The sequence below is a fragment of the Chitinophaga sp. genome (genome assembly GCF_019236475.1).
GTDB lineage: Bacteria > Bacteroidota > Bacteroidia > Chitinophagales > Chitinophagaceae > Chitinophaga.
In genome coordinates this window covers 267,117-292,757 of sequence record NZ_JAFAIX010000011.1, presented here as the reverse complement: position 1 = coordinate 292,757, position 25,641 = coordinate 267,117, and the positions used below count along the sequence as shown (strand labels likewise).

General features: G+C 45.1%; 17 protein-coding genes. 10 read left to right on the top strand and 7 right to left on the bottom strand.

Going from position 1 to position 25,641, the window contains the following annotated elements; all coding sequences use genetic code 11:
• Positions 1-187 precede the first annotated feature (187 nt).
• Complete coding sequence (locus JO154_RS15790) at positions 188-973, bottom strand: SDR family oxidoreductase (protein ID WP_291947216.1); 786 nt, start codon at positions 971-973, stop codon at positions 188-190.
• A gap of 38 nt (positions 974-1,011) precedes the next feature.
• Positions 1,012-2,136: a DUF5009 domain-containing protein gene (locus JO154_RS15785; protein WP_291947214.1), complete on the bottom strand. Its 1,125-nt coding sequence runs from the start codon at positions 2,134-2,136 to the stop codon at positions 1,012-1,014.
• Positions 2,137-2,299: 163 nt separating this feature from the next.
• Here JO154_RS15785 and JO154_RS15780 point away from each other — a divergent pair, with 163 nt between their 5' ends.
• Positions 2,300-3,361 (top strand): glycoside hydrolase family 2 TIM barrel-domain containing protein, encoded by a 1,062-nt coding sequence (locus JO154_RS15780; protein ID WP_291947212.1) that lies wholly within the window; start codon positions 2,300-2,302, stop codon positions 3,359-3,361.
• 95 nt (positions 3,362-3,456) lie between these two features.
• On the opposite strand, the gene JO154_RS15775 is transcribed toward JO154_RS15780, so the two are convergent.
• The gene (locus JO154_RS15775; protein WP_291947210.1) at positions 3,457-4,287 is read right to left on the bottom strand and encodes a YitT family protein; all 831 of its coding nucleotides are present in this window, start codon (positions 4,285-4,287) and stop codon (positions 3,457-3,459) included.
• A gap of 777 nt (positions 4,288-5,064) precedes the next feature.
• Here JO154_RS15775 and JO154_RS15770 point away from each other — a divergent pair.
• On the top strand, positions 5,065-5,940 hold the full coding sequence (locus tag JO154_RS15770; protein WP_291947208.1) for an energy transducer TonB: 876 nt from the start codon (positions 5,065-5,067) through the stop codon (positions 5,938-5,940).
• Between the two features lie 141 nt (positions 5,941-6,081).
• On the opposite strand, the gene JO154_RS15765 is transcribed toward JO154_RS15770, so the two are convergent.
• From JO154_RS15765 to JO154_RS15755, 3 genes are all read right to left on the bottom strand, one after another.
• A complete protein-coding gene (locus JO154_RS15765) occupies positions 6,082-7,917 on the bottom strand; it encodes an amidohydrolase (protein WP_291947205.1) in 1,836 nt (611 codons plus the stop codon).
• A 37-nt stretch (positions 7,918-7,954) separates the two neighbouring features.
• Entirely contained in the window at positions 7,955-8,086 is a 132-nt protein-coding gene (locus JO154_RS15760) for a hypothetical protein (RefSeq protein WP_291947203.1), read from the bottom strand.
• Positions 8,087-8,179: 93 nt separating this feature from the next.
• A complete protein-coding gene (locus tag JO154_RS15755) occupies positions 8,180-8,752 on the bottom strand; it encodes a hypothetical protein (protein ID WP_291947201.1) in 573 nt (190 codons plus the stop codon).
• Between the two features lie 256 nt (positions 8,753-9,008).
• Between JO154_RS15755 and JO154_RS15750 the strand changes: the two genes are divergently transcribed.
• The 5 genes from JO154_RS15750 to JO154_RS15730 all read left to right on the top strand — a co-directional run bounded on the left by JO154_RS15750 (position 9,009) and on the right by JO154_RS15730 (position 16,899).
• A complete protein-coding gene (locus JO154_RS15750; RefSeq protein ID WP_291947199.1) occupies positions 9,009-11,588 on the top strand; it encodes a phosphoenolpyruvate carboxylase in 2,580 nt (859 codons plus the stop codon).
• A 550-nt stretch (positions 11,589-12,138) separates the two neighbouring features.
• Positions 12,139-13,554: an NADP-dependent phosphogluconate dehydrogenase gene (gndA, locus tag JO154_RS15745; RefSeq protein WP_291947197.1), complete on the top strand. Its 1,416-nt coding sequence runs from the start codon at positions 12,139-12,141 to the stop codon at positions 13,552-13,554.
• Between the two features lie 26 nt (positions 13,555-13,580).
• Entirely contained in the window at positions 13,581-15,086 is a 1,506-nt protein-coding gene (zwf, locus tag JO154_RS15740; RefSeq protein WP_291947195.1) for a glucose-6-phosphate dehydrogenase, read from the top strand.
• A 102-nt stretch (positions 15,087-15,188) separates the two neighbouring features.
• Positions 15,189-15,911 (top strand): 6-phosphogluconolactonase, encoded by a 723-nt coding sequence (gene pgl / locus JO154_RS15735; protein WP_291947192.1) that lies wholly within the window; start codon positions 15,189-15,191, stop codon positions 15,909-15,911.
• Positions 15,912-16,125: 214 nt separating this feature from the next.
• Entirely contained in the window at positions 16,126-16,899 is a 774-nt protein-coding gene (locus JO154_RS15730) for an amidohydrolase family protein (RefSeq protein WP_291947190.1), read from the top strand.
• A 17-nt stretch (positions 16,900-16,916) separates the two neighbouring features.
• Here the strand turns inward: JO154_RS15730 and JO154_RS15725 are convergent, their stop codons facing one another.
• A complete protein-coding gene (locus tag JO154_RS15725) occupies positions 16,917-18,497 on the bottom strand; it encodes an FMN-binding glutamate synthase family protein (RefSeq protein WP_291947188.1) in 1,581 nt (526 codons plus the stop codon).
• A gap of 214 nt (positions 18,498-18,711) precedes the next feature.
• On the opposite strand from JO154_RS15725, the gene JO154_RS15720 reads away from it, so the two are divergent.
• The 3 genes from JO154_RS15720 to JO154_RS15710 all read left to right on the top strand — a co-directional run bounded on the left by JO154_RS15720 (position 18,712) and on the right by JO154_RS15710 (position 25,547).
• Entirely contained in the window at positions 18,712-21,315 is a 2,604-nt protein-coding gene (locus JO154_RS15720; protein WP_291947186.1) for a family 20 glycosylhydrolase, read from the top strand.
• Positions 21,316-21,693: 378 nt separating this feature from the next.
• A complete protein-coding gene (locus tag JO154_RS15715; RefSeq protein WP_291947184.1) occupies positions 21,694-23,871 on the top strand; it encodes a DUF5916 domain-containing protein in 2,178 nt (725 codons plus the stop codon).
• A gap of 374 nt (positions 23,872-24,245) precedes the next feature.
• Complete coding sequence (locus JO154_RS15710) at positions 24,246-25,547, top strand: peroxiredoxin (protein ID WP_291947182.1); 1,302 nt, start codon at positions 24,246-24,248, stop codon at positions 25,545-25,547.
• Positions 25,548-25,641 lie beyond the last annotated feature (94 nt).

Genomic DNA, 25,641 nt, shown 5'->3' with positions numbered 1-25,641 from the left:
CTGCTGTCTGTCGTGCCTGCCCAACGGTCAGTTATTTATTAAAATTAACCCAAAGGAAATGAAGGCAAAACGCTCCTGCCTGTCGTCCCTGCCCAACGGGCAGGGACGACGAAAAATAAAAAAAACGAAAATGAAGTCGCAGACTTCATTTTCGTTTTTTTATACAGCTATAATAAGACGGTATTGCCTACATGACAGGCGTCTTCCCACCATCAACCGCTATACTGGTACCAGAAATATAAGAAGCAGCAGGCGATGCCAGGAAAGCGGCCAGTGCAGCTATTTCCTTCGGTTCTCCAAAACGTTTCATAGGAATTTCACTTAACCATTCATTGGAAACAACTTCCGGAGCTACCTTCCTCTGTTTGGCGCTATGCTCAAAAAGGGCAGTTAACCTGGCGGTATTAGTAGAACCAGGGAGTACGTTATTCACGGTGATTCCATGTGGTGCTACTTCTGTGGCTAATGTTTTGGCCCAGGAAGCCACCGCCCAACGAATCGTATTAGAAACACCCAGATTTTTCAGTGGTGTTTTTACAGAGGTACTTATGATATTGATGATACGGCCATATCCAGCTTCAATCATACCTGGAACTAACGCTTGTACGAGCACCTGGTTGCAGAGCAGGTGCTGTTCAAAGGCATCTGCGAAAGACTTAGTTTCCGCCTGGAGAATAGGTCCAGCAGCAGGACCTCCAGTATTATTGATGAGAATATGTACAGGAGTAGTAGCCGCTAGATCATTCGCTACGCTGATAACTTCATGGATATCTGAAAAATCAGCTATTTCAATGCGGTGTTTCTGGCCGTGTCCGTTGTGGAGCTGCCCCAAGGCCGCCTGCAACCGTTCTTCATTTCTGGCTAGCAGTATACAGTTGGCGCCCAGTTGCGACAGTTCAATGGCTGTGGCCAACCCTATTCCCTGTGAGCTGCCGCATATCAACGCGGTTTTTCCTTTAAGTGAGAGATCCATATAACCTGTTTATTTGCTACTAATGTAACAATTACTGCTTACACTCGGACATAGATCCGCTTTCTATCCAGTATAAAACCTACCAGCCAACACAGCAGCATAAAACTAAGGGAGAATAACAGCGAACCGAATTTACCGGGAGAAATCGACTGAAAGAAACCATTTACCCACGTATAGGCGCTGCCGTTATTCACTAAGAAAAAGTACAACAGGATCGCCAGGATTTCCGACAAAAGGTATAAAAACAGGGGATTTTTGCCAAAAACAGTAAAAAATCCCGTCCCAAAAGTAATGTGTAAGATGTCTATGAGGTATATCAAAAAGGCAATGATCAGCAAATCAATACCAACTGTCAGGAATACATATGAGCTGGTCCAGAGTTTCTTGTTGATAGGAAAAACAGTATTCCATAAGAGGGCTACTATAATACAACAGATCCCCGCCAGGATCAGTGTGGCTATGCCTTTCGAGGACTTGCCGTCTCTCTGAATATACATTCCTGCATAATATCCTGCTACTACATTTACAATGGCGGGGAAGGTGCTCAATAATCCTTCTGGATCAAAGGCAACGCCTTCTCCATGATAAAGGTGGAGATCTCCTAATAACCAGCGGTCCAGCGCCAAGCCGGCATTGCCTTGCAAGGTGTATTGCTCTCCCGGCGTGCCACAAAACCAAAGTACGGCCCAATAACCCAATAGGAGCAAGGCACTGATGCTCCATACCACCTTGCTGTTGAAATAATAAATCAGCAAGGAGGCGAAACAGTAACATAAGGCTATCCGTTGCAATACCCCAAATACACGGGTATACGAAAATGAGGTGAAGCTGAGCCCACTGCCATCAGTGGTGTGATGGAAAAATGGAAACCAATACATCAAGAACCCCAATAGAAATATGATGGCAGTACGTTTGAATATTTTTCCCAATACCACGGCCTGCGATAGCGTGGAAAACTTCTTCATACTGAAACTCATGGCATTACCAACGGCAAAAAGAAAAGAAGGGAAAACCAGGTCCGTGGGCGTAAACCCGTGCCAGGCAGCATGTTCCAGGGGTGCATATACGCCGCCCGTACCGCCGGTATTGACAATGATCATAAAACAAATGGTAAGTCCCCGGAAAACATCCAGTGGCAGGAATCGTTGGGTTGTCTGTGTCATAGACCAGTTTGGTTGATAAGATAGTAAGGAATGTGAGACGTATTAAATATAGAAAGCAATCTTCCAAAAAACAAATGACTGCCCGAAAAAAGGACATACAACGAACTTTCTATTTGATTATTTTTAGAGAGATGCCACCATGGCCAACTAAAAACGCTACGTTATGCAGAAAACTCTTCTCCTCTTTACATGCTTGTTTTTGCTGCTGATTAGTGCCTGTACAAGGGAACGATCGATTTGGACATTGAAAAAGGCCAACGACTGGTATGCCGCCAAAGGTTGGATGAGCGGGGTGGATTTTATCCCCAGTTCCGCTGTTAATCAATTGGAAATGTGGCAGGCAGCAACTTTTGACTCTGCAGGAATTGACCGGGAACTGGACTATGCGTCCGGCCTCGGCTTCAATGCAGTACGTGTCTACCTACATCATCTCCCATGGGTGGAGGATGCCTCCGGATTCAAAAAACGGATGGATACTTACCTGGCCATCGCTAATCGTCATCGGATAGGTACTATTTTCGTCTTTTTTGATGATTGCTGGAATGATTATCCCCAAAGCGGTCCACAGCCCGCTCCTAGGCCTGGTATTCATAATTCCGGCTGGGTGAGGGACCCCGGATCTGCGATTTATCATAGCCCACATCTCATTGATACCCTCCAAGCCTACGTAAAAGATGTGCTACAAACCTTTAAAAATGATAAACGCATCATTATGTGGGATCTGTATAATGAGCCAGGAAATAGCGGTTATGGAGATTCCAGCGCTGTCTTGCTGACAGATGTTTTCCAATGGGGGCGACAGGTAAATCCGGATCAACCGTTAACTTCCGGCGTCTGGATGCCTGCACTGGCCAATCTGAATAAAATCCAACTAGAGAAATCAGATATCATCACCTATCATAACTACCAGGATGAGCGCACGCATCAAAAAGCCATTGATTCCCTGCGTAAATTTGGCCGTCCGTTGATCTGTACGGAATATATGGCGCGTACGCATGGCAGTAGATTTGAGAATATCCTCCCCATGTTGAAGGAAGAAAAGGTAAGTGCTATCAGTTGGGGATTAGTGGATGGGAAGACGAATACTAAATATGCCTGGAACGACCCTATTCCAAGTGGTGAGGATCCAAAAGTATGGTTCCATGATATCTTACATAAAAACGGTTTACCGTATGATAGCGCAGAAGTGCGACTGATTAAAGAAGTAAACGGTGTAAAACCATAAAGTTGTTGTGGTTAATTCCGCGCCAGGTGTGGAATTAACCACAACAAAAAAGCCCGATAGCGCAGCTATCGGGCTTTTTTGTTGCAGCAATAATATTACATGGAAAATCCTCTTCCCAACACCTCATGCACTTCATGAATCACCAAGAAAGCCTCTGCATCGGTTTCCTGTACGAGTGATTTCAGTCGCATTAACTCCTGCTTCCCGATCACCACATATAGCACCTCTTTAGGCGCTTTCGTATAGGCGCCATGGCCATGCAGTACAGTGCAACCTCTTTTCAGCTCACTAGTAATGCGATCTGCAATCTTTTCCGGCTGTTGGGAGATGATAGTGATAGCACGTTTGGTATTCAGACCATCCACAATGAAATCCACTGTTCTAGCCCCAATGTACACTGCAATAAAGGTATACATGGTTTTCTCAATGCCTATAATGAAGGAGGATATTAGAATAACGAAAATGTCAAAAATCAGCATGGAATTCCCCAAAGACATCCCAGTGAATTTATTGACCAACCGCGCTAAGATGGCGGAACCGCCGGTAGTGCCACCGGAAAGGAATACAAGGCCAATCCCGATACCCACCAGTAGTCCGGCAAAGATGGCTGCCAGTAAGGTATTCTGGGTAATAGGTATCAGCGGGTGTTCGGTAAGATACAGGAACAGGGAACAAAAGATAACGCCCAGCACCGTGTAGGCCATAGTCCTTTTGTCCAGCACTTTATATCCGACTACAAAGAGTATGAGGTTGGCGATCATGTTCGTTATGCCCGGCGACCAGCCAAAATAGTAATAGGTAACGATAGTAAGACCAATCACACCGCCTTCAGAGAGCTTATTGGGGATGGCCAGATAGTTAATGCCCACAGAAAAGATGAAAGCACCTAAAATGATGAGCAGGAGATTTTTCACATGTTCTTTCATGCTGCAAAATTATAGCATTTTAAAGCAACCCGTAAAGTATTACTGCCTTGGATTTGTTACCAGGAAATTATTTTTTAAAAAAATCGAAGATCTGTTTGGAATTATTAAAAGCGGATGTATATTTGTCTACCAATTCGATAGACTAATACATCTCACTGCATCTTGAGCCACCAGCAAGGAGCTGTGCCAGTTAAAACTTAATGTGTAAAAGTATACACTATGAAACAGCACAACCTGACAAGTGGCAAGCGTATAAAAGCGCTTCTCTCCAATCAATATACCTGTTCCCGTTATCCATCCGCAGTTATTTACAGTTGTTGCTGTAACTGCTGAAGGAAAAGTTTATGCGTTCTGTAAGCTGTAAATAGAATGCCTGTGTAGTACGCGGGGACGGTATGCTGCAAATTTATTGGTGGTAAATTTCTCAGTATCATATCTCCCCGTAGCTACCCGGCATATAAGTTACAAAATTTTTTTCCATTTAATAAGTATCAGACACGGTTCTACGAGGCATTGCCGCGAACATACTGGTGGGGTTTGCTGGTAGTCGCCTCTGGAACTGTTTGTCAATTATTCGCTTAAGAAGGTTACATCAAAATATTACTGCTAACAGTGAAACTAACGTCTATGTATATACGTTTTTCGGAAAGCCTAATAACTTAAGGAACCACCTGTTTTCAGGTAAGGTGCCCCAGTGCCAGCAAGTCCCGGTCTAAGGCCGGGACTTCTTTATGCGCTATACTTTCCAAGTGCTCAAAAAAATTTTAAGAAACTTTTATGGAAAATTATTTTCTGCGTCATCTAGTAGAAAAGCCATTCGCCATGAACACAACTAAAATCAGAGGAGATGAATTTCTCGATATTCTCTTCACCGGAAGGAACAAGGATTATGGTGCTTATGAATTGAGGAGTAGGTATGATAAACGTGTACGCAATGCTATTTTGTGCACCGCATCCATTGCATTATTACTCGTAGGTGGTTATGTAGTAAACAACTCTTGGGCAGCAGATAAAGGTGATACAAAACCCTTTGTGTACAAGCCTATTGCGCCGATTGATCCAATAATAGAACAGCCGCGTAATACGCCGCCACCGCCGCCGCCAGTAGCACAAACACCGCCACCAGCCGCGCCTACATCCAAGTTTGTTGCACCCAAAATCGCACCTGATGATCAGGCGCCAGATGAAATACCTCCACAGGAAGAACTAAGGCATAATAACATCGGTGTGAAAAATGAAGTTGGTGTAGAAGGTGGTGCTGATATTCCTCCTGAATTGGCTGGTAATGGAGGATCTGGTGTTGTGAAGCTGGAAGTCCCTCCTGCAAGAGACGAGCCTTTTATCACTGTGGAGATAATGCCGGAATTCCCTGGTGGCTTGGATGCATTGGGCAGATACTTGCAGAGGAATATGCGTTATCCAGATGCAGCAAGAGAGAATGGTATCTATGGAACAGTTCCAGTGCAATTTGTAGTGAGTCCTGACGGAAGTATCGGAGATGTGAAAGTACTTGGTGCCCGTAAAGGAGGTGGATTAGAAGAAGAAGCCATGCGTGTGATAAAAGGGATGCCTAAATGGAAACCTGGCCGTCAGGGAGGACGTAACGTACCAGTGTACTTTACCATCCCTGTTAAATTTCAACTGGATAATTGATGATCATCTGTAGCAAAAATCTCCATGTAACTCTCCTTCCGCCAGAAGCCTGTTGCATCTACTAAAATCAACCGCCGCTCCGATGCAGTTTGCAGACTGTTGGAGCGGCGGGCTTTTTAATGGTTATAATGAGGACATGAATTAATGCCTTGTTTCATTCATCCCTACTGTCTTTGCCATACTATTATTGGCTGCTTTCTTAGAATACACCAGCTTGCCATCTTTGTAAGTCTGTAATATCGTAGTCACGCCTGGTTGTATCTTCAACGGATCGCCTGAAACCAATATCATATCTGCCCTTTTGTCTTTCTCAAATGTTCCTTTGGTACTTTGTTCACCCCATTGGATGGCTGCATTAATGGTCATAGCTTTTAAAGCATTGTATCCATCGAGGCGTTGCTCCGGGCCAAGAACGGTGGGAGTAGGGTCCATCAACGTAGTGCGATTCACTGCACTATACGCTGCTGTGAGCATATCCGGCGGTGTAACGGGAGCGTCTGTATGAATAGTGAAAACAATGTTATTGTCTAATGCTTCTTTACATGGACTGATACGCCTTGCACGATCTGGTCCTATTGTGACATCCCGATGCCATGCTCCCCAGATATAGGTATGTGTAGGGAAAAAACTAGGCATCAGGAAGGCAGCATCTTTTTTGAGTCGTTGTATCTGGTTAGATGTACACATTTGGGTATGTATGATTACATTCGGTAACGGCGCTTTGTAACGACCTATTACACTTTCAATTACATTCAATCCTTCTTCAATAGCAGAGTCTCCGTTGCAATGTATATTCACGCTCATACCCATATCAAATACCTTTCCTACGTATTCTTTCAATTTTGTGGTGTCTGGATAGATGGGATCGCCGTTGAAGTCCGCTGATTCCCAAGTTGGAGGATGGGTGTATGGTTTAACTAGCCATGCATCTCTCCCTTGTGGAGATCCATCAAAGGTGAATTTAACGCCACCGATTTTGAAGTGATGGTAACCAGCGTCGTAATTGTTATAATATGGTTGCCATTTCGCGAGATTATCTTTGTTGGAGTCAAAATCAGGGAGTACAATGAAATCTGCTGTCAGTGCGCCTTTATCATTTAACTGGTGTATCAATTCCAATGATTGCGGATCACAGCGGCCTTCGCAGACAGTCGTCAATCCGTTTGCAAACCAGAGTTTTTCTGCTCTTAGCATCCTTGCTATGGCAGTATCTTTACTAATGGGAGCGTGACTAAATATATATCCCAAAGCCGCAATATTGGCATTTTCTGTCAACAAGCCGGTGGGTTTTCCATGTTCCCGTACAATCGTACCCCCTTCTACGGTAGTATCAGGCTTCATAAATCCTAATAAATTCATCATAGCCGTGTTGGCTACTCCCATATGACCGGACGTATGGATCAGGTACATGGGATGCTTTCCTGAGATAAGATCCAAATCTTCCCTTCTTGGATGCTTCATGGGTTGCAGGCGGGCATCATCATAATTATTACCTACTATCAAGGCTGTTGGATCCTTTACCCCTTTTACAGAGAGATACATGGTATCATATAATTTCTTCATGGTATTGATATCTCCATATGGTTTCGGGGAAAGGTCTATCATGCCATAGGCACTGGTTTGCTGTGCAATATGCGCATGTGGGTCAATGAAGCCTGGCATGAGGATCGTTCCTGGATTTACATAAGTACTGATGAAGTGTACACCGCTAGGATACTTTTGGGCTTTTATAAATGCCATTGCACCTTCGTTACTTCCAACATATTTAATTTTTCCTTCGTCTACCACCATCGATTCCACATAATTATCAGGATCTTTTTCATTCGTACCTCTCATCGTCAGAATGTAGTGTGTTTTGGCACCTTGCGGGGTAGGACGTGATCGGTATACCATAATAGTTTTTACCTGTGCTATGGTAGGTAAACACAGTAAAAATGCCGATAACAGGCAGAATACATGTAAAAGGTTTTTTTTCATAAGATGTATTTTAAATGAGTGCTTCAGAAAATGGTTATTAAAAGCCGACAGTAGCAAACCTTTGTAGGAGCAATGCGGAGGCTTTATCCGCTATGGAAGAGGACTGGTGCGGTACGCACCCGGTTACCAACAGCGCAACAAGGCTGCTGAATAGGATAGTATACTTCATTGGAGTTAATTTCTTTGTCTAATATATAGATAGGATTCCTGATGTTAAAAATGCAAAGAAAATGCGGATGGCGCAATTAAACCTTGACTTATGTCAAATTTTTCTCCTGATCCTGCTTAATGTTTCCATATTAATGCACAAATAAGATGCAATCAAGTGTAACGGTACCCGCCGTACGATTTCACCATGATATTCCAGCAGAAACCTATATCTGTCGGTCGCTTCCCGCTTGCGTAAATTGAATGCCCGCTCTTCACTCAGCATATAATAATGCTCTATCAGGGTCGTATAAATGTTATGAAAACAAGGATGGTCCTGGATTAGCCGCTTCATGTTTTCATATTTCAATCCCACCGCTACACAATCTTCAATAGCAGTAATGGTTTCCTTCGAGGGCTTCTGCCGTAGGTAACTCTCCACAGAAATAACAAACTCATTTTCTTTCATGAACCAAGTTGTAGCCGTGTATTTCGTTTCTTCATAACTACTATACAACAACCCTTCTTCCAGAAATAAGGCATACCTGCAAATTTCTCCATAAGATACCCACTGTGTTTTTCTAGGAATATGTATCGACTCCAATGCCATGGACAAGTCATGGATAAACTCCTCCGACAAAGGCTGAATCTTGGAAAATAGGTTGATCATTTGAGGGGATACATGCATGACAGATTTAAAAATTTTAAATATTTCGGGTTAAAAAATTGTATAACAGATTGGCTATAAAATTGTTCTGAAGGAGAGGAGGCTATTCGGCTTATATTTATATATCTATTTTAGATAAATTTCAAACATTTTAGATATCTGTAAAAAAATAATTAATAAATAATGGGTTTGGTATATAAACAACTAAACAAAATAATTATTAATTTAACGCCCGCTTAGTTACGCATCTTGGTCCAAACATAGGAAAATCATAGTTATGGAAGCTCCGGTTAATAATTCGCTGCAACAGTTTAAGAATCTGGTTGGGACAAAGTTTCAGCTTTATAACAGCCTCTTCACCTCGCTGCCTTTCCATCGCGTAGAGAAGACGGGAATTTTTCTCTCCCTCTTCCTCCTCCACTGCGAAGAAGGCTATGCGAAGGGCGGGAGTCCACATGAAATAATGGACTCTTTCTTCGATCAATACACCAATTACAAGGATGAACAGCAAAAAATAGATCTGCTGTTCCGGTTTGTTCAATACGCAGAAAGACAGGTCGTATTATTCGATGCCCTGGAAGATGCTGCTTTCCGCCATATTCGTGACATGCAAGGCGCCGGTACCCTCCGACACCTGCAATCAGAAGTTGTACAGGAGCAAGCACAGGATAAACTAAAGGAAAAACTGAAGGACTTCTCTGTAAGATTAGTGCTCACAGCCCATCCCACCCAGTTTTATCCCGGCGAAGTACTGGGAATTATTAACGACCTGGCCAAAGCCCTCATTGAGGATAATACGGCCCAGGTGAACATGTACCTCCAACAACTGGGTAAAACGCCTTTCTTTAAAAAGGAAAAACCAACCCCCTATGATGAGGCGATCAGCCTAGTCTGGTTCCTGGAGAATATCTTCTACCAAGCCGGCGGAAGAATTATGTCATTCCTGAAAGGACAACTCCCAGGTGTGGTGACAGACAGCTCAAAGGTCCTCCGTATGGGCTTCTGGCCAGGCGGCGACCGCGACGGGAACCCGTTTGTAAACGCGCCCACTACCGTGGAAGTGGCCGCAGCACTACGCAATAGCATTATGAAATGCTATTTCCGCGAAGTGAGAACACTGCGCCGCCGACTCACCTTCAAAAATGTGGAAAACGTAGTAGCCGCACTGGAAGCCAAATTGTCGCGCAATCTCTTCCAACCAGGACATGTATTTGATATCTCCCAACAGGAAATGTTGGAAACGTTGGCGACTATACGTAAAACGATTATAGAAGAACATAACGGCCTGTTCGTGCACCTTGTGGATAACCTCATCAGTAAAGTGCAGATCTTCGGTTTGTACTTTGCCACACTGGATATCCGCCAGGACAGCTCTGTTCATGAAGCGTTGCTGGATAACATCGCGGCCGTGTCGGATGTGCTACCAAAGCAGTACGCAGAAATGAAAGAAGCGGAGAAAATACAGGCGTTATTAAATATTTCCCGGGAGATGAATGTCGATCTGCTGGAAAAACCCCTCTTCAAAGACACGCTGGAAACCATTGCCGATATTAAGAAAATCCAAAAGGCGAATGGGGAAGAGGGTTGTAATCGCTATATTATCAGTCACAGTACCAGCGCGCTCAGCGTGATGGAGGTATATGGACTGTTCCTGCTCAGTGGCTGGAAAAAAGAGGAGATGTCTGTGGATATCGTACCGCTTTTTGAAACCATCGACGATTTACGTCATGCAGGACGTGTGATGGCCAACCTCTACGAGAACCCGGAGTACATGCAGCACCTGCAACGCAGAAATAGCAAGCAAACGATCATGCTGGGCTTCTCCGATGGTACCAAAGATGGTGGCTACCTGATGGCCAACTGGAGTATATACAAAGCCAAAGAGGAACTGACAGCGGTTTCTGAGAAATACGGTATTAATGTGGTCTTCTTTGATGGCCGTGGTGGTCCTCCAGCGCGTGGTGGTGGTAAAACGCACCAGTTCTACGCCAGTATGGGCCGTAACATTGCTAATAAAGAAATCCAGCAAACCATCCAGGGGCAAACGATTAGCTCCAATTTTGGAACAGTCGATGCCGCACAGTTTAACATGGAACAATTGGTGCATGCCGGTATATCCAATGAACTGTTTTCTTCCAGGGAAGTAACGCTGACCAGGGAGGAAGAGCATGTGATGCAGTCATTGGCAGACGCGGGCTACACGTCTTACAACAAGCTAAAGAATCATCCATTCTTCTTGGAGTACTTGGACCATGCCAGCCCGCTCCGGTATTATGCGGAAGCTAATATTGGGAGTCGCCCCAGCAAGCGAAACGCGTCTGCGAAGCTAAATCTAAACGACCTCCGTGCAGTACCTTATGTGGGCGCTTGGAGTCAACTGAAGCAGAATGTACCCGGCTATTACGGCGTGGGCAGCGCGTTACAGCAGTTGGACCAACAAGGAAAATGGGAGGCAGTACAACACCTTTATAAACATTCCTTGTTCTTCCGCACCCTGCTCGACAACTGTGAAATGGCCATGAAGAAGAGCTATTTCCCGCTGACGGCTTATCTGGCCAATCATCCGCAGTATGGAGAAGTATGGAATATGATTTATAATGAATATGAGCTGACACGCAAATATCTCCTGATGCTCACCGGCGAATCTGAACTGATGGCAGGAAGTCCGATCGACCAATTGTCCATCCAGATGCGGGAAAGAATCGTATTGCCACTATTGACTATTCAACAGTTTGCGCTGACACAAATCCGCGAACTAGATAGTCACGTAGGCAATGGCCAGGGTAGGGAAGTATGGGAGAAACTGGTGATGCGATGCAGCTTCGGTATTATTAATGCCGGTCGTAACAGTGCCTAATTGCAGATAGCCAGCGCAGCGCCACCGCCCGAAAGGGCGGAACCTCGCAAATCGACATCGAAGATGTCGATTTAAATATCAGACAACGATAATTTCCATTGTTGGACAATAAAGTTGACATCGAAGATGTCAACTTGCGGGGTTCCGGGCTTCGCCCGGTTGCTACCGCAGGTTGATATCTATAGATTGAAATATAGTATAGATTGTTTGTTTAGAAGAGGAGTTTGTTGATAATAGCCTTTCTTTTTTCGCTTACAGCATGAATTAGAACATGTGAACACTGTTTTAAAATTGTAAAAATTTTATTACAGAGAAATTACATATAACTAATTCATCTTGTGAGATGTTATGAAAAAATGGGTCACTATTATCAGCAAACTCCTTTACTGCTTTATATAGTGCAGTATTCAAAGATTTTACACATCGGGAAGCTATTAGGGATCATCGGGCATAAAATCAGTATTCATCCACTTGGGCGCAGAAAAAAAACTGTGGCAAGCACGAAAAACAACTACTTTTACAACTCCATTTATAGTAACTATTCTTCATTATGGCAAACAGCTTATATGATTTTGGAATGATTGGTCTGGGAGTAATGGGTCGGAACCTGTTGCTCAACATGGCTGATCATGGCTTTTCCGTTATCGGCTTTGATAAAGACGCCACCAAGACAGGCGCACTGGAATCCGCTGCCACAGCCGGTACTACCGTTAAAGGAGTAGCCGACCTGGCAACTATGGTACAACTGCTGGAGCGCCCCCGCAAGTTAATGATGCTGGTGCCCGCAGGACAACCCGTTGATGATGTTATCGCTTCTCTGCTCCCATTGCTGGAGCCAGGAGATGTGGTAATCGATGGTGGTAACTCCCACTATACAGACACCCTGCGCCGCGTTAAATATCTCCGTGAAAAAAATATTCATTTCATGGGTATAGGTGTTTCCGGTGGGGAACAAGGCGCCCGTACAGGTCCTAGCATTATGCCTGGTGGAGATCAGGACGCTTATGCTAAGGTGAAACCTATGCTGGAAGCGATTGCTGCCAAAGTGAAAGAGACTCCTTGTGTAGCTTACCTCGGTAAAGAAGGCGCTGGTCACTATGTGAAAATGGTGCACAACGGTATCGAATATGCTATCATGCAACTTATCAGTGAAGCATATACGTTGTTGCAGAAAGGTGCAGGCCTCAACAATGATCAGTTGCACGAAGTATTCGATAGTTGGAACAAAGGCGCATTGCAGTCTTTCCTCGTAGAAATTACCGCAGATATCTTCCTGCAAAAGGACGATAAAACCGCTGGTAGACTTGTGGATATGATCTCTGATAAAGCTGGTTCTAAAGGTACTGGTAAATGGACATCACAAGATGCCATGGAACTGCCAGTAGCGGTGCCAGTCATCGATACGGCGGTTGCGATGCGTACCATCTCCGCTTACAAAGACCAACGCGTTGCTGCTGAAGAAATCTACGGCGCACCTGCTGGTATTCATGCTACCGCAGAAATGTGGATCAAACAAGTACATGATGCCCTGTATTTCGCCACCATCCTGAGCTATGCACAGGGCCTGGCGATGCTGCACGAAGCCTCGAAAGATCTCCAGATGGATATTCCACTGCCAGAAGTAGTAAAAGTATGGCGTGGCGGATGTATCATCCGTTCTACCCTGCTGGAAGTATTCACACAAGCATACCAACAAGATGCTGACCTCGCCAATATCCTGCTGGATAAAGGAGTTGCCTACCTCGTTAAATCAGTGGAAGCAAACACCCGCAGCGTAGTAGCACAAGCCGCTACCGCAGGTTTCCCTGTTGCTGGATTTATGTCTGCCCTCTCTTACTTCGATGCATTCCGCACCGGAAGAATGGCGACCAACCTGATCCAGGCACAGCGCGACTACTTCGGCGCTCATACTTATCAGCGTATTGATATGCCTGGCACTTTCCACACAGAGTGGCAGCATCAGTAAACTAAATCTCATCTACAATTAAACATATGCAGATCCATAAACGCCCTCCTGCTTCCATACTATTCATTTTCGGAGGTAGTGGCGATTTAAACTACCGGAAACTTACACCTGCGTTATACAATCTGTTTTTGGATGATTGGATGCCCGAGCAATTCGCTATTGCAGGCTTGGGCCGCAGCCCTTACACCGACGATGATTACCGCAACCACCTCCTCGAAGGTATCAGCAAGTTTTCTCGTCGGAAAGGTGAGGAGAACGGTCACTGGCAGGATTTCAGCCAACACGTATCCTATCTGCAATTGGATGCGGAAGATGCTAGCCACTACAATAAAATTACAGACCTGGTAAAAGCCAAAGAAGAAGAATGGGGCGTACACCCTAATGTTGTCTTCTATCTGGCAGTAGCACCGCAGTTGGTGCCTAATATCGTTACTAAACTGGGTGATCTCAACCTCTGTAGCGATAAGCATTGTACACGTATTGTGGTGGAAAAACCATTCGGCCACGATCTGCAAAGTGCACATGAACTCAATCAACTCCTGGCTTCCCGTTTCACGGAAGAACAGATCTATCGTATAGACCACTACCTCGGTAAAGAAACTGTACAGAACATCCTGGCTTTCCGCTTTGCGAATGCCCTGTTCGAACCAGTATGGAACCGTAACTTCATCGATTATATCCAGATCACTGCCGCTGAAAGCGTAGGCCTGGAAGGTCGTGGCGGTTACTACGAAAGAGCCGGAGCCCTTCGCGATATGGTGCAAAACCATATCCTCCAGATCCTCTGCATGGTAGCGATGGAAGCGCCTGTTTCCTTCGATGCCAATGAAATCCGTAATAAAAAAGTAGACGTACTCAATGCCATCCGTCGTATTACCACGGATAAAGTACATGAGTATGCTGTACGCGGACAATACTCCAGCGGCTGGATGAAAGGACAACAGGTAGTTGGTTACCGCGAAGAAAAAGGAGTGGACCCACAATCTAATATCGATACCTACGCCGCTGTTAAGTTCTTTATCGACAACTGGCGTTGGCAGGGCGTTCCTTTCTATGTACGTACTGGTAAGTACATGCATCAGAAAGCAACCAATATCGTTATCCAGTTTAAAGAAGCTCCTCACTATTCATTCCCTTCTGAAGCTGCACAGACATGGCGCCCTAACCGCCTGACCATCAGCATTCAGCCAGAAATGGATATCCGTATCCGCTTCCAGGCTAAACGTCCTGGCCAGTCCATGACCCTGGATCCAGTGGATATGACTTTCAACTACGATGCGGCCAACGGTGAACATGCTCCTGAAGCATATGAAACCCTGCTGCTCGATGTGATGGAAGGTGATGCTACCCTCTTCATGCGTGGTGATCAAGTAGACGCTGCATGGAAAGTAATCATGCCAATCCTGGAAACTTGGGAAAGTCGCCTTCCGCAAGACTTCCCGAACTATGCTCCTGACTCATGGGGCCCGGATGAAGCAGATGTGCTGGTAGCCCGCGATGGTCACAGTTGGATTAACTTGCCTTCCAAATAATATTCGGTCAAAAATATTGACTCAGGAAAAGGACACCACGCCAAAAGCGCTAGGAGCCTTTTTCTGAGTCATCTTTGTTTAAGCGCGTAAAATTCTTCATTCATGGAAATGCATATTGCCAAAGATCCCGCCCAACTGAGCGAGAATGTGGCGGCCTGGATCAGCAACTATATTCTGGAAGTACTCCAAACCCAGGAGCGTTTCACCCTGGTGATGTCTGGTGGTAGTACCCCCAAACAACTCTTTGGCCTGCTGGCAAAAGCGCCTTATAATCAGATGATCCCATGGGAAAGAATCCATTTCTTCTGGGGCGATGAAAGGGCGGTGCCTTTTGAGGATGATCGTAATAATGCCCGCATGGCTTATGAAGTGCTGCTAGACAAAGTACCTGTGAATCCAGAACATATCCATATCATGCGTACGGATATGGCTCCAGAGGAATCTGCCGCTGCATATGAAAAACTGCTGCATAAATATTTTGGAAAGGAAGAAGTGACTTTTGATTTAGTGTTGTTAGGTATGGGAGACGATGGTCACACGCTATCTCTCTTTCCCGGCACTGCAGTAGTGCATGAGCAAAAAGCTTGGGTAAAAGCGTTCTTCCTGGCAGCACAGGATATGTACCGTATTACCCTCACTGCGCCTGTTGTAAACAAAGCAGCCTGTGTACTCTTCCTCGCTACTGGCGCTGGAAAAGCAATTACTTTAAAGAATGTGATCCAAGGAACTTTCGATGCAGAGAAATATCCATCTCAAATGATTCGCCCTGAAAATGGCGAACTGCATTGGTTTGTGGATGAAGCAGCTACCTCTGCCATGGAATAAAAAAATCTCTGCCTGTCGCATTGGTCCGTGAATAAAGCGGCCAAAAAACTTCTGGCTGTCGTCCCTGCCCTGCGGGCAGGGACGACGAAAAAACAAAAACAAAGGCTTGCCGTCGCAGACGGCAAGCCTTTGTTTTAAATAAAAAAAACTTCAGCTACCTCTGCTTTCTACTTTCATCAAATTTCGCTAGCTTAGAAGTCATAAGCGATGAGATATGTTTGAAAAGCCCATATTCGATGCACACTTGCATATCATTGACCGTCAGCACCCCTTACAACCTAATCAGGGATTCCTGCCGTCAGATTTTACTGTAGCCGACTATAAAAACAGTACAGCAGAAATGGAGATTATAGGTGGTGCGGTGGTATCAGGCTCCTTCCAGGGGTTTGATCAGTCATACTTATTGGATGCTCTCCGAGACCTGGGGCCTTCTTTCGTTGGCGTAACCCAGATTCCTACTACTACCACCGATGAAGAAATTATAGCATTGAATGATGCTGGCGTACGTGCGGTAAGATTTAATGTGCAAAGGGGCGGTTCTGAAAGTATCCGTTACCTGGAAAACCTGGCCCTGCGTGTATACGACCTCGTAAAATGGCATGTGGAATTATATATCGATTCTCGCCAGTTGCCTAGTATGTCTACTACACTCCGCAAATTGCCTAAAGTAGTCATTGATCACCTGGGATTATCCAAAGCAGGATTTAAATACCTGCTGCCATTAGTGGAAAAAGGGGCGGTGGTGAAAGCTACAGGGTTTAGTCGCTGCGATTTTGACGTGGTGCCGGCTATGAAACAGATTGTAGCCATCCATCCTTCTGCGCTGATTTTTGGTACGGATTTGCCTTCTACGAGGGCACCGCGGCCATTCTCTCTGAGCGACTTACAGTTGATCGTAAAAAACTTCTCTTCAGACTTGGTTAATAGAATTTGCAGAGATAATGCACTGAAACTGTACAAACCGGCCCAAACAGCAGTAGCTGGATAGGCCGGAGTGCTGGCTGTCTACCAATGATCTATACTAACTGTTTCCAGTTGCTGACGCAACGCCTCTGAAGCGCTGCCATTCAATAATATACCTGGAACCATGCTAGGGTAGATATCTTCAAATGTTCTTACTTGGTTCATAAATACCCTGCGGTACATATGTCGGCGTGTAACATTATGGATGCTCGGTAATCCTGCCGCTGCAGCCAGTTCTATCGCACTTTCTACGGTATCTCTATGGTAATTCGATACCCTTTGTTTCTTATCCGCTACCACCAAGCCTTTCATCAGCCCTTTGTCCTGCGTAGCCACGCCAGTAGGACAGGTATTGGTATTACACAATAATGCCTGTATACATCCCAAGGCCATCATCATGGCACGAGCACTATTGCAGGTATCCGCTCCCAGCGATAAAGCTCTCAGGATATGATACCCCGTCATGATCTTACCGGAAACAATGAGTTTTACTTTACTACGTATATTGAAGCCCGTTAGGGTATCATGTACAAACGCTAATCCATCCATCATTGGCATACCCACTGAATTCGAAAACTCAGGAGGAGCAGCCCCGGTACCACCTTCGCCACCATCTACTGTAATGAAATCTGGGTAAATATCTGTGGCGATCATTGCTTTACAAATGGCGTAAAATTCGCCCGGCTGGCCTATACACAATTTAAAACCTACCGGTTTGCCTTTGCTGAGCTGGCGCATCCTGCCAATAAATAACATCATTTCTTTCGGCGTGTTGAAGGCCGTATGGTAAGGAGGAGAGAAGACCGTTGTTCCTGGCTTCACATGACGGATAGCTGCAATTTCAGGCGTATTTTTAGAGGCAGGAAGAATACCACCATGGCCCGGTTTAGCGCCCTGAGAGATTTTCAACTCTATCATCTTTACTTGAGGTAATGCCGTTTTCTCTGCAAATAATTCATCAGAGAAATTACCATTTTCATCTCGGCATCCGAAATAACCGGTACCTATCTGCCAGATAATATCTCCTCCTTGCTTCAGGTGAAAATCACTGATACCTCCCTCACCGGTATTATGTGCGAAGTTTCCTAGTTTAGCGCCGCCATTCAATGCCTCTACTGCATTGGAACTCAGAGAACCATAACTCATGGCGCTCACATTGAGAATACTGGCAGAATAAGGTTGCAGGCAGTCTTTCCCACCAATTACTACCCTTGGATCTTTATCCATTTTTTCAAAGTCCTGTGGCTGGATGGAATGGGCCATCCATTCGTAACCTTCTGCATACACATTGAACTGGGTACCGAAAGGCTGTGAGTCCAGTTCTCTTTTAGCGCGCTGATAAACGGTAGACCGGTCGATACGATTGATCGGACGTCCGTCTATATCACTTTCAACAAAGTACTGATGGATTTTCGGACGCATACCTTCCATCCAGTAACGCATCCTGCCCACTACGGGGAAATTGCGGATGATCGCATGTTTGGTCTGCGTCATATCATTGATGCCCATCACGATAAGCGGAACGGCCAGGATTAATAACCACCAGACCCAAGAAAAGAAAAATCCCAACCCGATAATCAGGAATAAACTTATAACAGAAATAGCAACGAATCTTTTAGCCATAGGATGTAGATTTCGTTGAATTTAAGACTTTTTTGCAGCACAATTTGCTTTGCAAAAGTTGCAAATTATTTTTTGCAAGGTTTGCAAAATTGCATAGAACGCTATATATTACGTCATCAACCAGATATTATATGCCATTTGACACAAATCCCGCAGGAACCCAGAGATGTTGTAGAATATTCCATTTTAAGTTCTTACATAATTCATCCAACAAATGATGTTTAAGCATTTCAGTAAACTGGTTGCAGCTCCCATACTGATGGCAGCCTCCATGCATTTACAAGCCCAGGATAACAGCTCTTATGACGTAGCCCGCCTGAAATCTAGCTGGGAAGTTGTGGAAAACAACTACGAAGGAAAGGCGCAATTCCTTTCTTCATTTACGTTTATCAACACCGGAAACAAACCCTTTCCGGCAAAAAATTGGCAGTTATACTTCAACTTCGTGCGAATGGTGAAACCTGGGCAACAGCTCAACGGTGTAACCATCGAACACGTAAACGGCGACCTGTTCAGGGTGGTACCTGGTCCAGATTTTAAAGGCATTGCTCCTGGCGATTCCCTCAAGGTAAACTTCAGCAGTGAGGCTTGGGCCATCAACTTCACCGACGCACCCAAAGGGCTATACGTAGTTTGGAATCAACAACCGGCAAAAGGTTATCCGATCTCTGACTTCAGCATTCGTCCTTCTACATCCGCCAAACAATTAATGCGTTTTGCTGGTGATAAAAGCGCGGTTATAACGCCAACGAATATATTTAAACAGAATGCTGCTGCGAAAGACATTCCGTTGTCGCAGTTGCCTTTAATTTTACCCACTCCGGCATCTTACAAAACCGCATCAGGCGAACTCGTCCTGGATGCGATCCCGGAAGTACAGGCAGACCCTCGTCTGGCCAATACAGCCAAATTCCTCAACAATGAATTGATAACGTTGATGGGTAAACGTGCGAAAGGAAAAGTGGTTATTCATTTAAAGGTGGATGAGTCCCTGGCTCCGGATGCCTATAAACTCGATGTTACGCCGCAAGGTGTTAGCATCAGCGCTTCTGATAACGAAGGCGCTTTTTATGGTGTGCAGTCCTTGAAAGCCCTCATATCACCTGCAGCATGGGCCGGCAACGCTAAGACTATCAGCATTCCGGCCGTGCAGGTGAACGATCACCCACGTTTCAAGCATCGGGCATTTATGATCGATGTTGCCCGCAACTTCCACAGCAAGCAAGATTTGCTTCGTTTGATAGATGTGATGGCATTGTATAAATTGAATATCCTGCACTTCCACTTCAGCGATGATGAAGGTTGGAGACTGGAAATTCCTGGATTGCCAGAACTGACACAAGTAGGCGGTAGAAGAGGCCATACGCCTGACTTTAAAAGCATGTTGCCGCCATCATATGGCTCTGGTCCAGATTCTACCAATACTGCCGGTAGTGGATTTTTCACTCGCAATGATTTTATCGAACTCCTGAAATATGCCACAGAAAGACATATCCAGGTGATGCCTGAAATCGAGAGTCCGGGTCATGCCCGTGCTGCGGTGAAATCCATGGAAGTACGTTACGAGCGCCTTGCAGCACAAGGTCGTCAGCAAGAAGCGGAAGAGTACTTGCTCTCTGATCTGAAAGATAAATCCACTTACCATTCTGTACAAGCCTGGAATGATAACGTGATGAACGTTGCTGTACCTTCTGTGTATAAGTTCCTGGATAAAGTAGTAGTGGAAATACAGGCGATGTATAAAGAAGCCGGTGCGCCGCTATCCACCATTCATATGGGAGGAGACGAAGTACCTAACGGCGTATACCAACAATCACCTGCCTGCCTGGCTTTGATGGAAAAAGATAAATCCATTAAAAGCGTGGATGATCTCTGGTATTACTACTATAGGAATGTACATAATTTGCTGAAGGCAAGAGGCTTAGATCTGGCTGGTTGGGAAGAAGCAGGTATGCGCAAAACCACTATTGACGGCAAAAATGTGGGCATTCCAAACCCGGATTTCGCCAACGATAATTTCCAGATAAATGTTTGGAATAACGTAATTGGTGGTGGTCAGGAAGATTTATCTTATCGACTCGCTAACGCTGGTTATAAAGTGATTCTTTCCGGTGTAAGCAATTTCTATTTTGATATGGCCTACATGAAATCCTTTGACGAACCAGGGTTCTATTGGGGTGGATTTGTAGACATCGATAAACCTTTCTACTTCATTCCATTCGACTATTACAAGAATTCTAAAGTAGATGGTAAAGGCGATCCAGTAACCGCAAATACCTTCATGGGCAAAGACAGGCTGACAGGCTTCGGACAGTCCAATATTCGCGGTATCATGGGATTACTCTGGAGTGAAACGGTATCCAACTCCGAGCGCATGGAATACATGATTCTACCTAAACTCTTGGGCCTCGCTGAGAGAGCATGGGCACAAGATCCTGATTGGGCTACTGAAAAAGATCCTGTAAAAGCAGATGCATTGTATAACCAGGCCTGGAGCGTATTTACAAATGTTGTAGGTAAACGCGAGTTACCGCGTCTGGACAAGCTCAACGGTGGTTATGCCTACCGCATTCCAACGCCAGGCGTACAGGTAGATGAAGGGGAAGTAAGCGCCAATGTGCAGTTCCCCGGCATGGTGATTCGTTACACTACTAACGGTGAAGAACCTACGCTGAAGAGCCCTGTTTATACTGCGCCATTTAAAGCGGTGGGTAAAACAGTGAAATTCAAAGTATTCGATACTCGTGGTCGTGGCAGCAAAACCACTGCTGTAAAGGTTCCGCAGCCGCAAGAACAATTGAGAAACAATAGAGATTAAAAAATCTTTCCAACCAGTCGCCCTGCCCAATGGCCGACAGAAAGGAAATAAATGCAACCCTTTCTGGTTTGTCGCCCCTGGTCATCAGGCTGTGGCTGACGCAAAAAAAGGGTAAATTTTTCTAGCCTGTCGCCCTGCCCAATGGCCGACAGAAAGGAAATAAATGCAACCCTTTCTGGTTTGTCGCCCCTGCTCAACAGGCTGTGGCTGACGCAAAAAAAGGGTAAATTTTTCTAGACTGTCGCCCTGCCCGCAGGGCAGGGCGACGAAAAAAATAAAAAAAAATTGGTTGACGTCGCAGACGTCAACCAATTTTTTTTCTACTATGACCAGCATAATATCTTTTGTATTTTGTAATCAGACCTAACCCAATTTACTGTGTTACGCATTCCACGTTTACTCTGCTTAAGCCTGCTTTGGGCGCCGCTCCTCTATGGACAAAAGAAAAACGAAGCCTGGAAACTATCCATCACCAGGGCAGTATCCCCGATTAAAATTGATGGTATCATGGATGAGGAAGCCTGGAAACACGCCGCTGTGGCCACTAATTTCAGGATGGTGCTGCCAATGGATACCAGTGCTGCCAAACTTCGCACGGATGTACGCATGCTCTATGATCAGCAACGTTTATACATCCTGGTGGAAAACTATACTAGTGGCGGCGGGCCTTATATGGTGGAATCGCTGCGCAGGGATTTTTCTTTTCTGAAGAATGATAACTTCATCTTCTTCATGGACCCCTTCGATGATCAGACGAATGGTTTCACTTTTGGGGCCAATGCCGCAGGCGCGCAGTGGGACGGACTGATGTATGAAGGCGGTAAAGTAGACCTAAGTTGGGATAATAAATGGGTATCTGCTGTGAAGAATTACCCGGATAAATGGGTGTTTGAGGCGGCGATTCCGTTTAAGAGTATCCGTTATAAAAAAGGCATTATGCAATGGGGGATCAACTTCAGCAGGAATGACCTGAAAACAACGGAGAAATCGGCCTGGGCGCCTGTTCCTCGACAGTTTCCAACTGCTTCGCTGGCATATACGGGCACGCTGCAATGGGACACCATTCCGCCGGCTGCGGGACCGAATATTTCCATCATACCTTATGTATTGGGAGGTTTATCGAAAGATTATGTGAGTCAAGGAAAGACGGCCTGGCGTCGGGATGCAGGGCTGGACGCCAAGATTGGGATTACCAGTTCTCTTAACCTGGATCTCACCGTCAATCCTGATTTTTCGCAAGTGGATGTGGATAAACAGGTGACTAACCTCGATCGCTTTGAGTTATTTTTTCCTGAAAAAAGGCAGTTTTTCCTGGAAAATGGGGACCAGTTCTCCAATTTCGGATATAGTACCATCCGACCGTTTTTCTCCAGGAGAATAGGCTTGGGCGTGCCTATACAGTTCGGGGCCAGGCTGAGTGGAAAACTCAATCGAAACTGGCGATTAGGATTGATGAACATGCAAACCGCTGCCAAGGAGGAAATAGGACTGCCTTCGCAGAACTATACCGTGGCTGCATTGCAGCGGAGAGTGTTTTCAAGGTCTAATGTTGGGTTTATATTTATCAACAAAGAATCGCTGAATTATCACCCGGAAGAGGAAGCGCAGAAACCACTCTATACCCGCTATAACCGGAATATGGGATTTGAATATAACCTGGCTTCTCGTAATAATTTCTGGACAGGTAAAGCGATGTTGTTGAAATCGTATAGTCCTGGCCGAGAGGGCAGCGATTTTGCGCATGCCGCTAATCTGCAATATACCAGTAAGGTCTGGAATGTCAGTTGGCAGCACGAATACGTGGGGCATAACTTCAACGCCGAAGTAGGATACGTGCCCCGCCAAGGCTATATAAAGGTAGCCCCGCAGATTACTCGTCTTTTCTTCCCGGTATCGGGAATGGTCTTGAGCCATGGGCCGCAGTTGACAGGGACTATGTTCATGGATGAGCATTTCAATCGCACCGACAATGAAACGATGTTAAACTATGGGATTGTATTCCGTAAACGCAATACGTTGAATATCTGGGCATCTAATACGTATATCCGTTTACTGCAGGGTTTTGACCCAACTAATACGGGGAAAGATAGTTTGCCTGCTGGTAGTACTAATAGCTGGAATACAGTAGGGGCGGACTATGTGTCACAGCCTCAGCAGTTGTTTACCTATGCCTTTTCCGCCCGGTACGGCGGCTATTACGCCGGTGGGCGCCGATTGATGCTCAATTCCGAGTTGGGGTACAGGTTTCAGCCTTATGTAAGTATTGCGTTGAGTGCTAATTATAATAATATAGCGCTGACGCAACCCTGGGGGAATCAATCTTTTTGGTTGGTAGGGCCTAGGCTAGATATCACGATGACGAATACACTGTTTTTCACAGGGTTTATGCAGTACAATGAACAGCAAAAGAACATCAACCTGAATACCAGGCTACAATGGCGATACCGCCCTGCATCTGATTTATTCATCGTATACACAGATAATTATTTACCGGAACCGATGTATGTCCGTAATCGTGCATTGGTGTTGAAACTTGTATATTGGTTTAATATTTAATTTTATGTTGGTTGTAAGTTGCTACTGTGGCTGATTTGGTGACTGTTGGTTAGTTGTGCTGACTAAGATATTTTTTGTTAATCTCGCGGGCGTTAACAAGTAATAAACATTCTGACCGCATGATCCATTTATTATTGCAATACAATACGCGGTTAATTTTCTCCACTGCATTACTACAAGCATTGGGCTACGTAAAGTTTTCATTTACTATCGTTGTGAATACAAGCCCCCTGTGGTGTCTACCATGGGGATTTTGTATGTATATACAGATTAACCATTGCTTAACAAATGCATAACAAGCGCTGGGAACTAATGCGCTTATCATTGCAGTGATGCAGCAATTATATCCTATTCGAAGCCTGTGGTCCCGTTTCATGCTATGGATCATAGCAGGTTTGTTAATCACTACTTGTGTTCGTGGGCAATCTGCCACTATAACCGGGAAAGTAGCCGGTGGAAAAACAGGTCAACATGTATCACTTACCTACTGGGTACAACCAGGCATATCTCCTGGAATAACGATGGACGCTGTTTTAGCAAAGGATTCCTTTTATTTTTCATTACCTCCATGGACAGGAGATCCACTGTTTTTTTATGTGGATGCAGGGGGAGGATTTTATGGGATCATCAGTAGAGGAGATCATATTCATCTGGATTTTACGGGAGACACGATTTACTTTGCCGGCCGCGGATCCGCGGCCAATAGGGCTTTATACCTCGGGCGCATAGCCGGAAAAGGACGGCAAGATATGCGCGTAGCAGATCAGTTGGAGTATGATCGGAAGGCCATACAAGCGGTGGATCAGGTACTACAATCTTATAAAGACAGTATGCCGGGTCAATTGTACTCCGTGCTACGAGCAGATTTGCTGGGGATGATAGGATCGCGAATGATTGGCGCATATTGGGAACAAGAACCGGACGTACAAGAAAGTATTTACAATCGGCATATAGGCCCGGCCTTACCGCAGTTGCCATTGGATGAAACAAGTGCTTTATCCGGGCATTTTCTAGATTATCTTTTAGATAAGGCCCAATTGGATTATCATAGGGCGATGCATCGGCAATGCACACACGGAGCAGTATATGAATGGATTAAAAACCACTACAGTGGCGTGTTACAGGAGAAGTTACTGGCCCATCAACTGTTGCTAGCATTTGCCACTGGCGGCCAACAGGAAGAACTGGAACAATGTGCAGAAGATTATCTGAAGATGGTACGTTCAGAAAGTTGTAAAGAAGCCGTAGCAATTCCTTTCAGCAAAATGAGAAGAGGCATTCGAAGAGGCTTGCCAGCGCCGGGTTTCAGTCTGCCGGATCATAAAGGCAATATGATTTCACTAAGCCAGTTTGCCGGAAAGGTAGTATTACTGCACTTCTGTGCAGATGATGATAACCTGGTAACTACGTTAAATGAGATCAGTAAATGCTTTGATAAAAAAGACGTAGTATTTCTGCATATTGGCATGACCCCATTGCCTATCCATGAAAATGGTATTCAATTATATCCTGGTAATCAATTACCTGCCATTCAACGGGCTTATAATGTTTCCGCTTGTCCTACGCTGATAGTGATCGCCCGCAATGGTCGTGTTTTTGCGGTAAAGCCGCCTAATCCATCCAATGATCAGGGCACCGAACTGACGAATGTAATATATGAAGCACTACAACAATAAAAAATGTGGATTCCTGCCAATATATTGCAGTTAGCTGCGTTATATTAGCGGACTCAGATAACCGAAAGGACGCGACTGTAGCGCATAAGCGCTA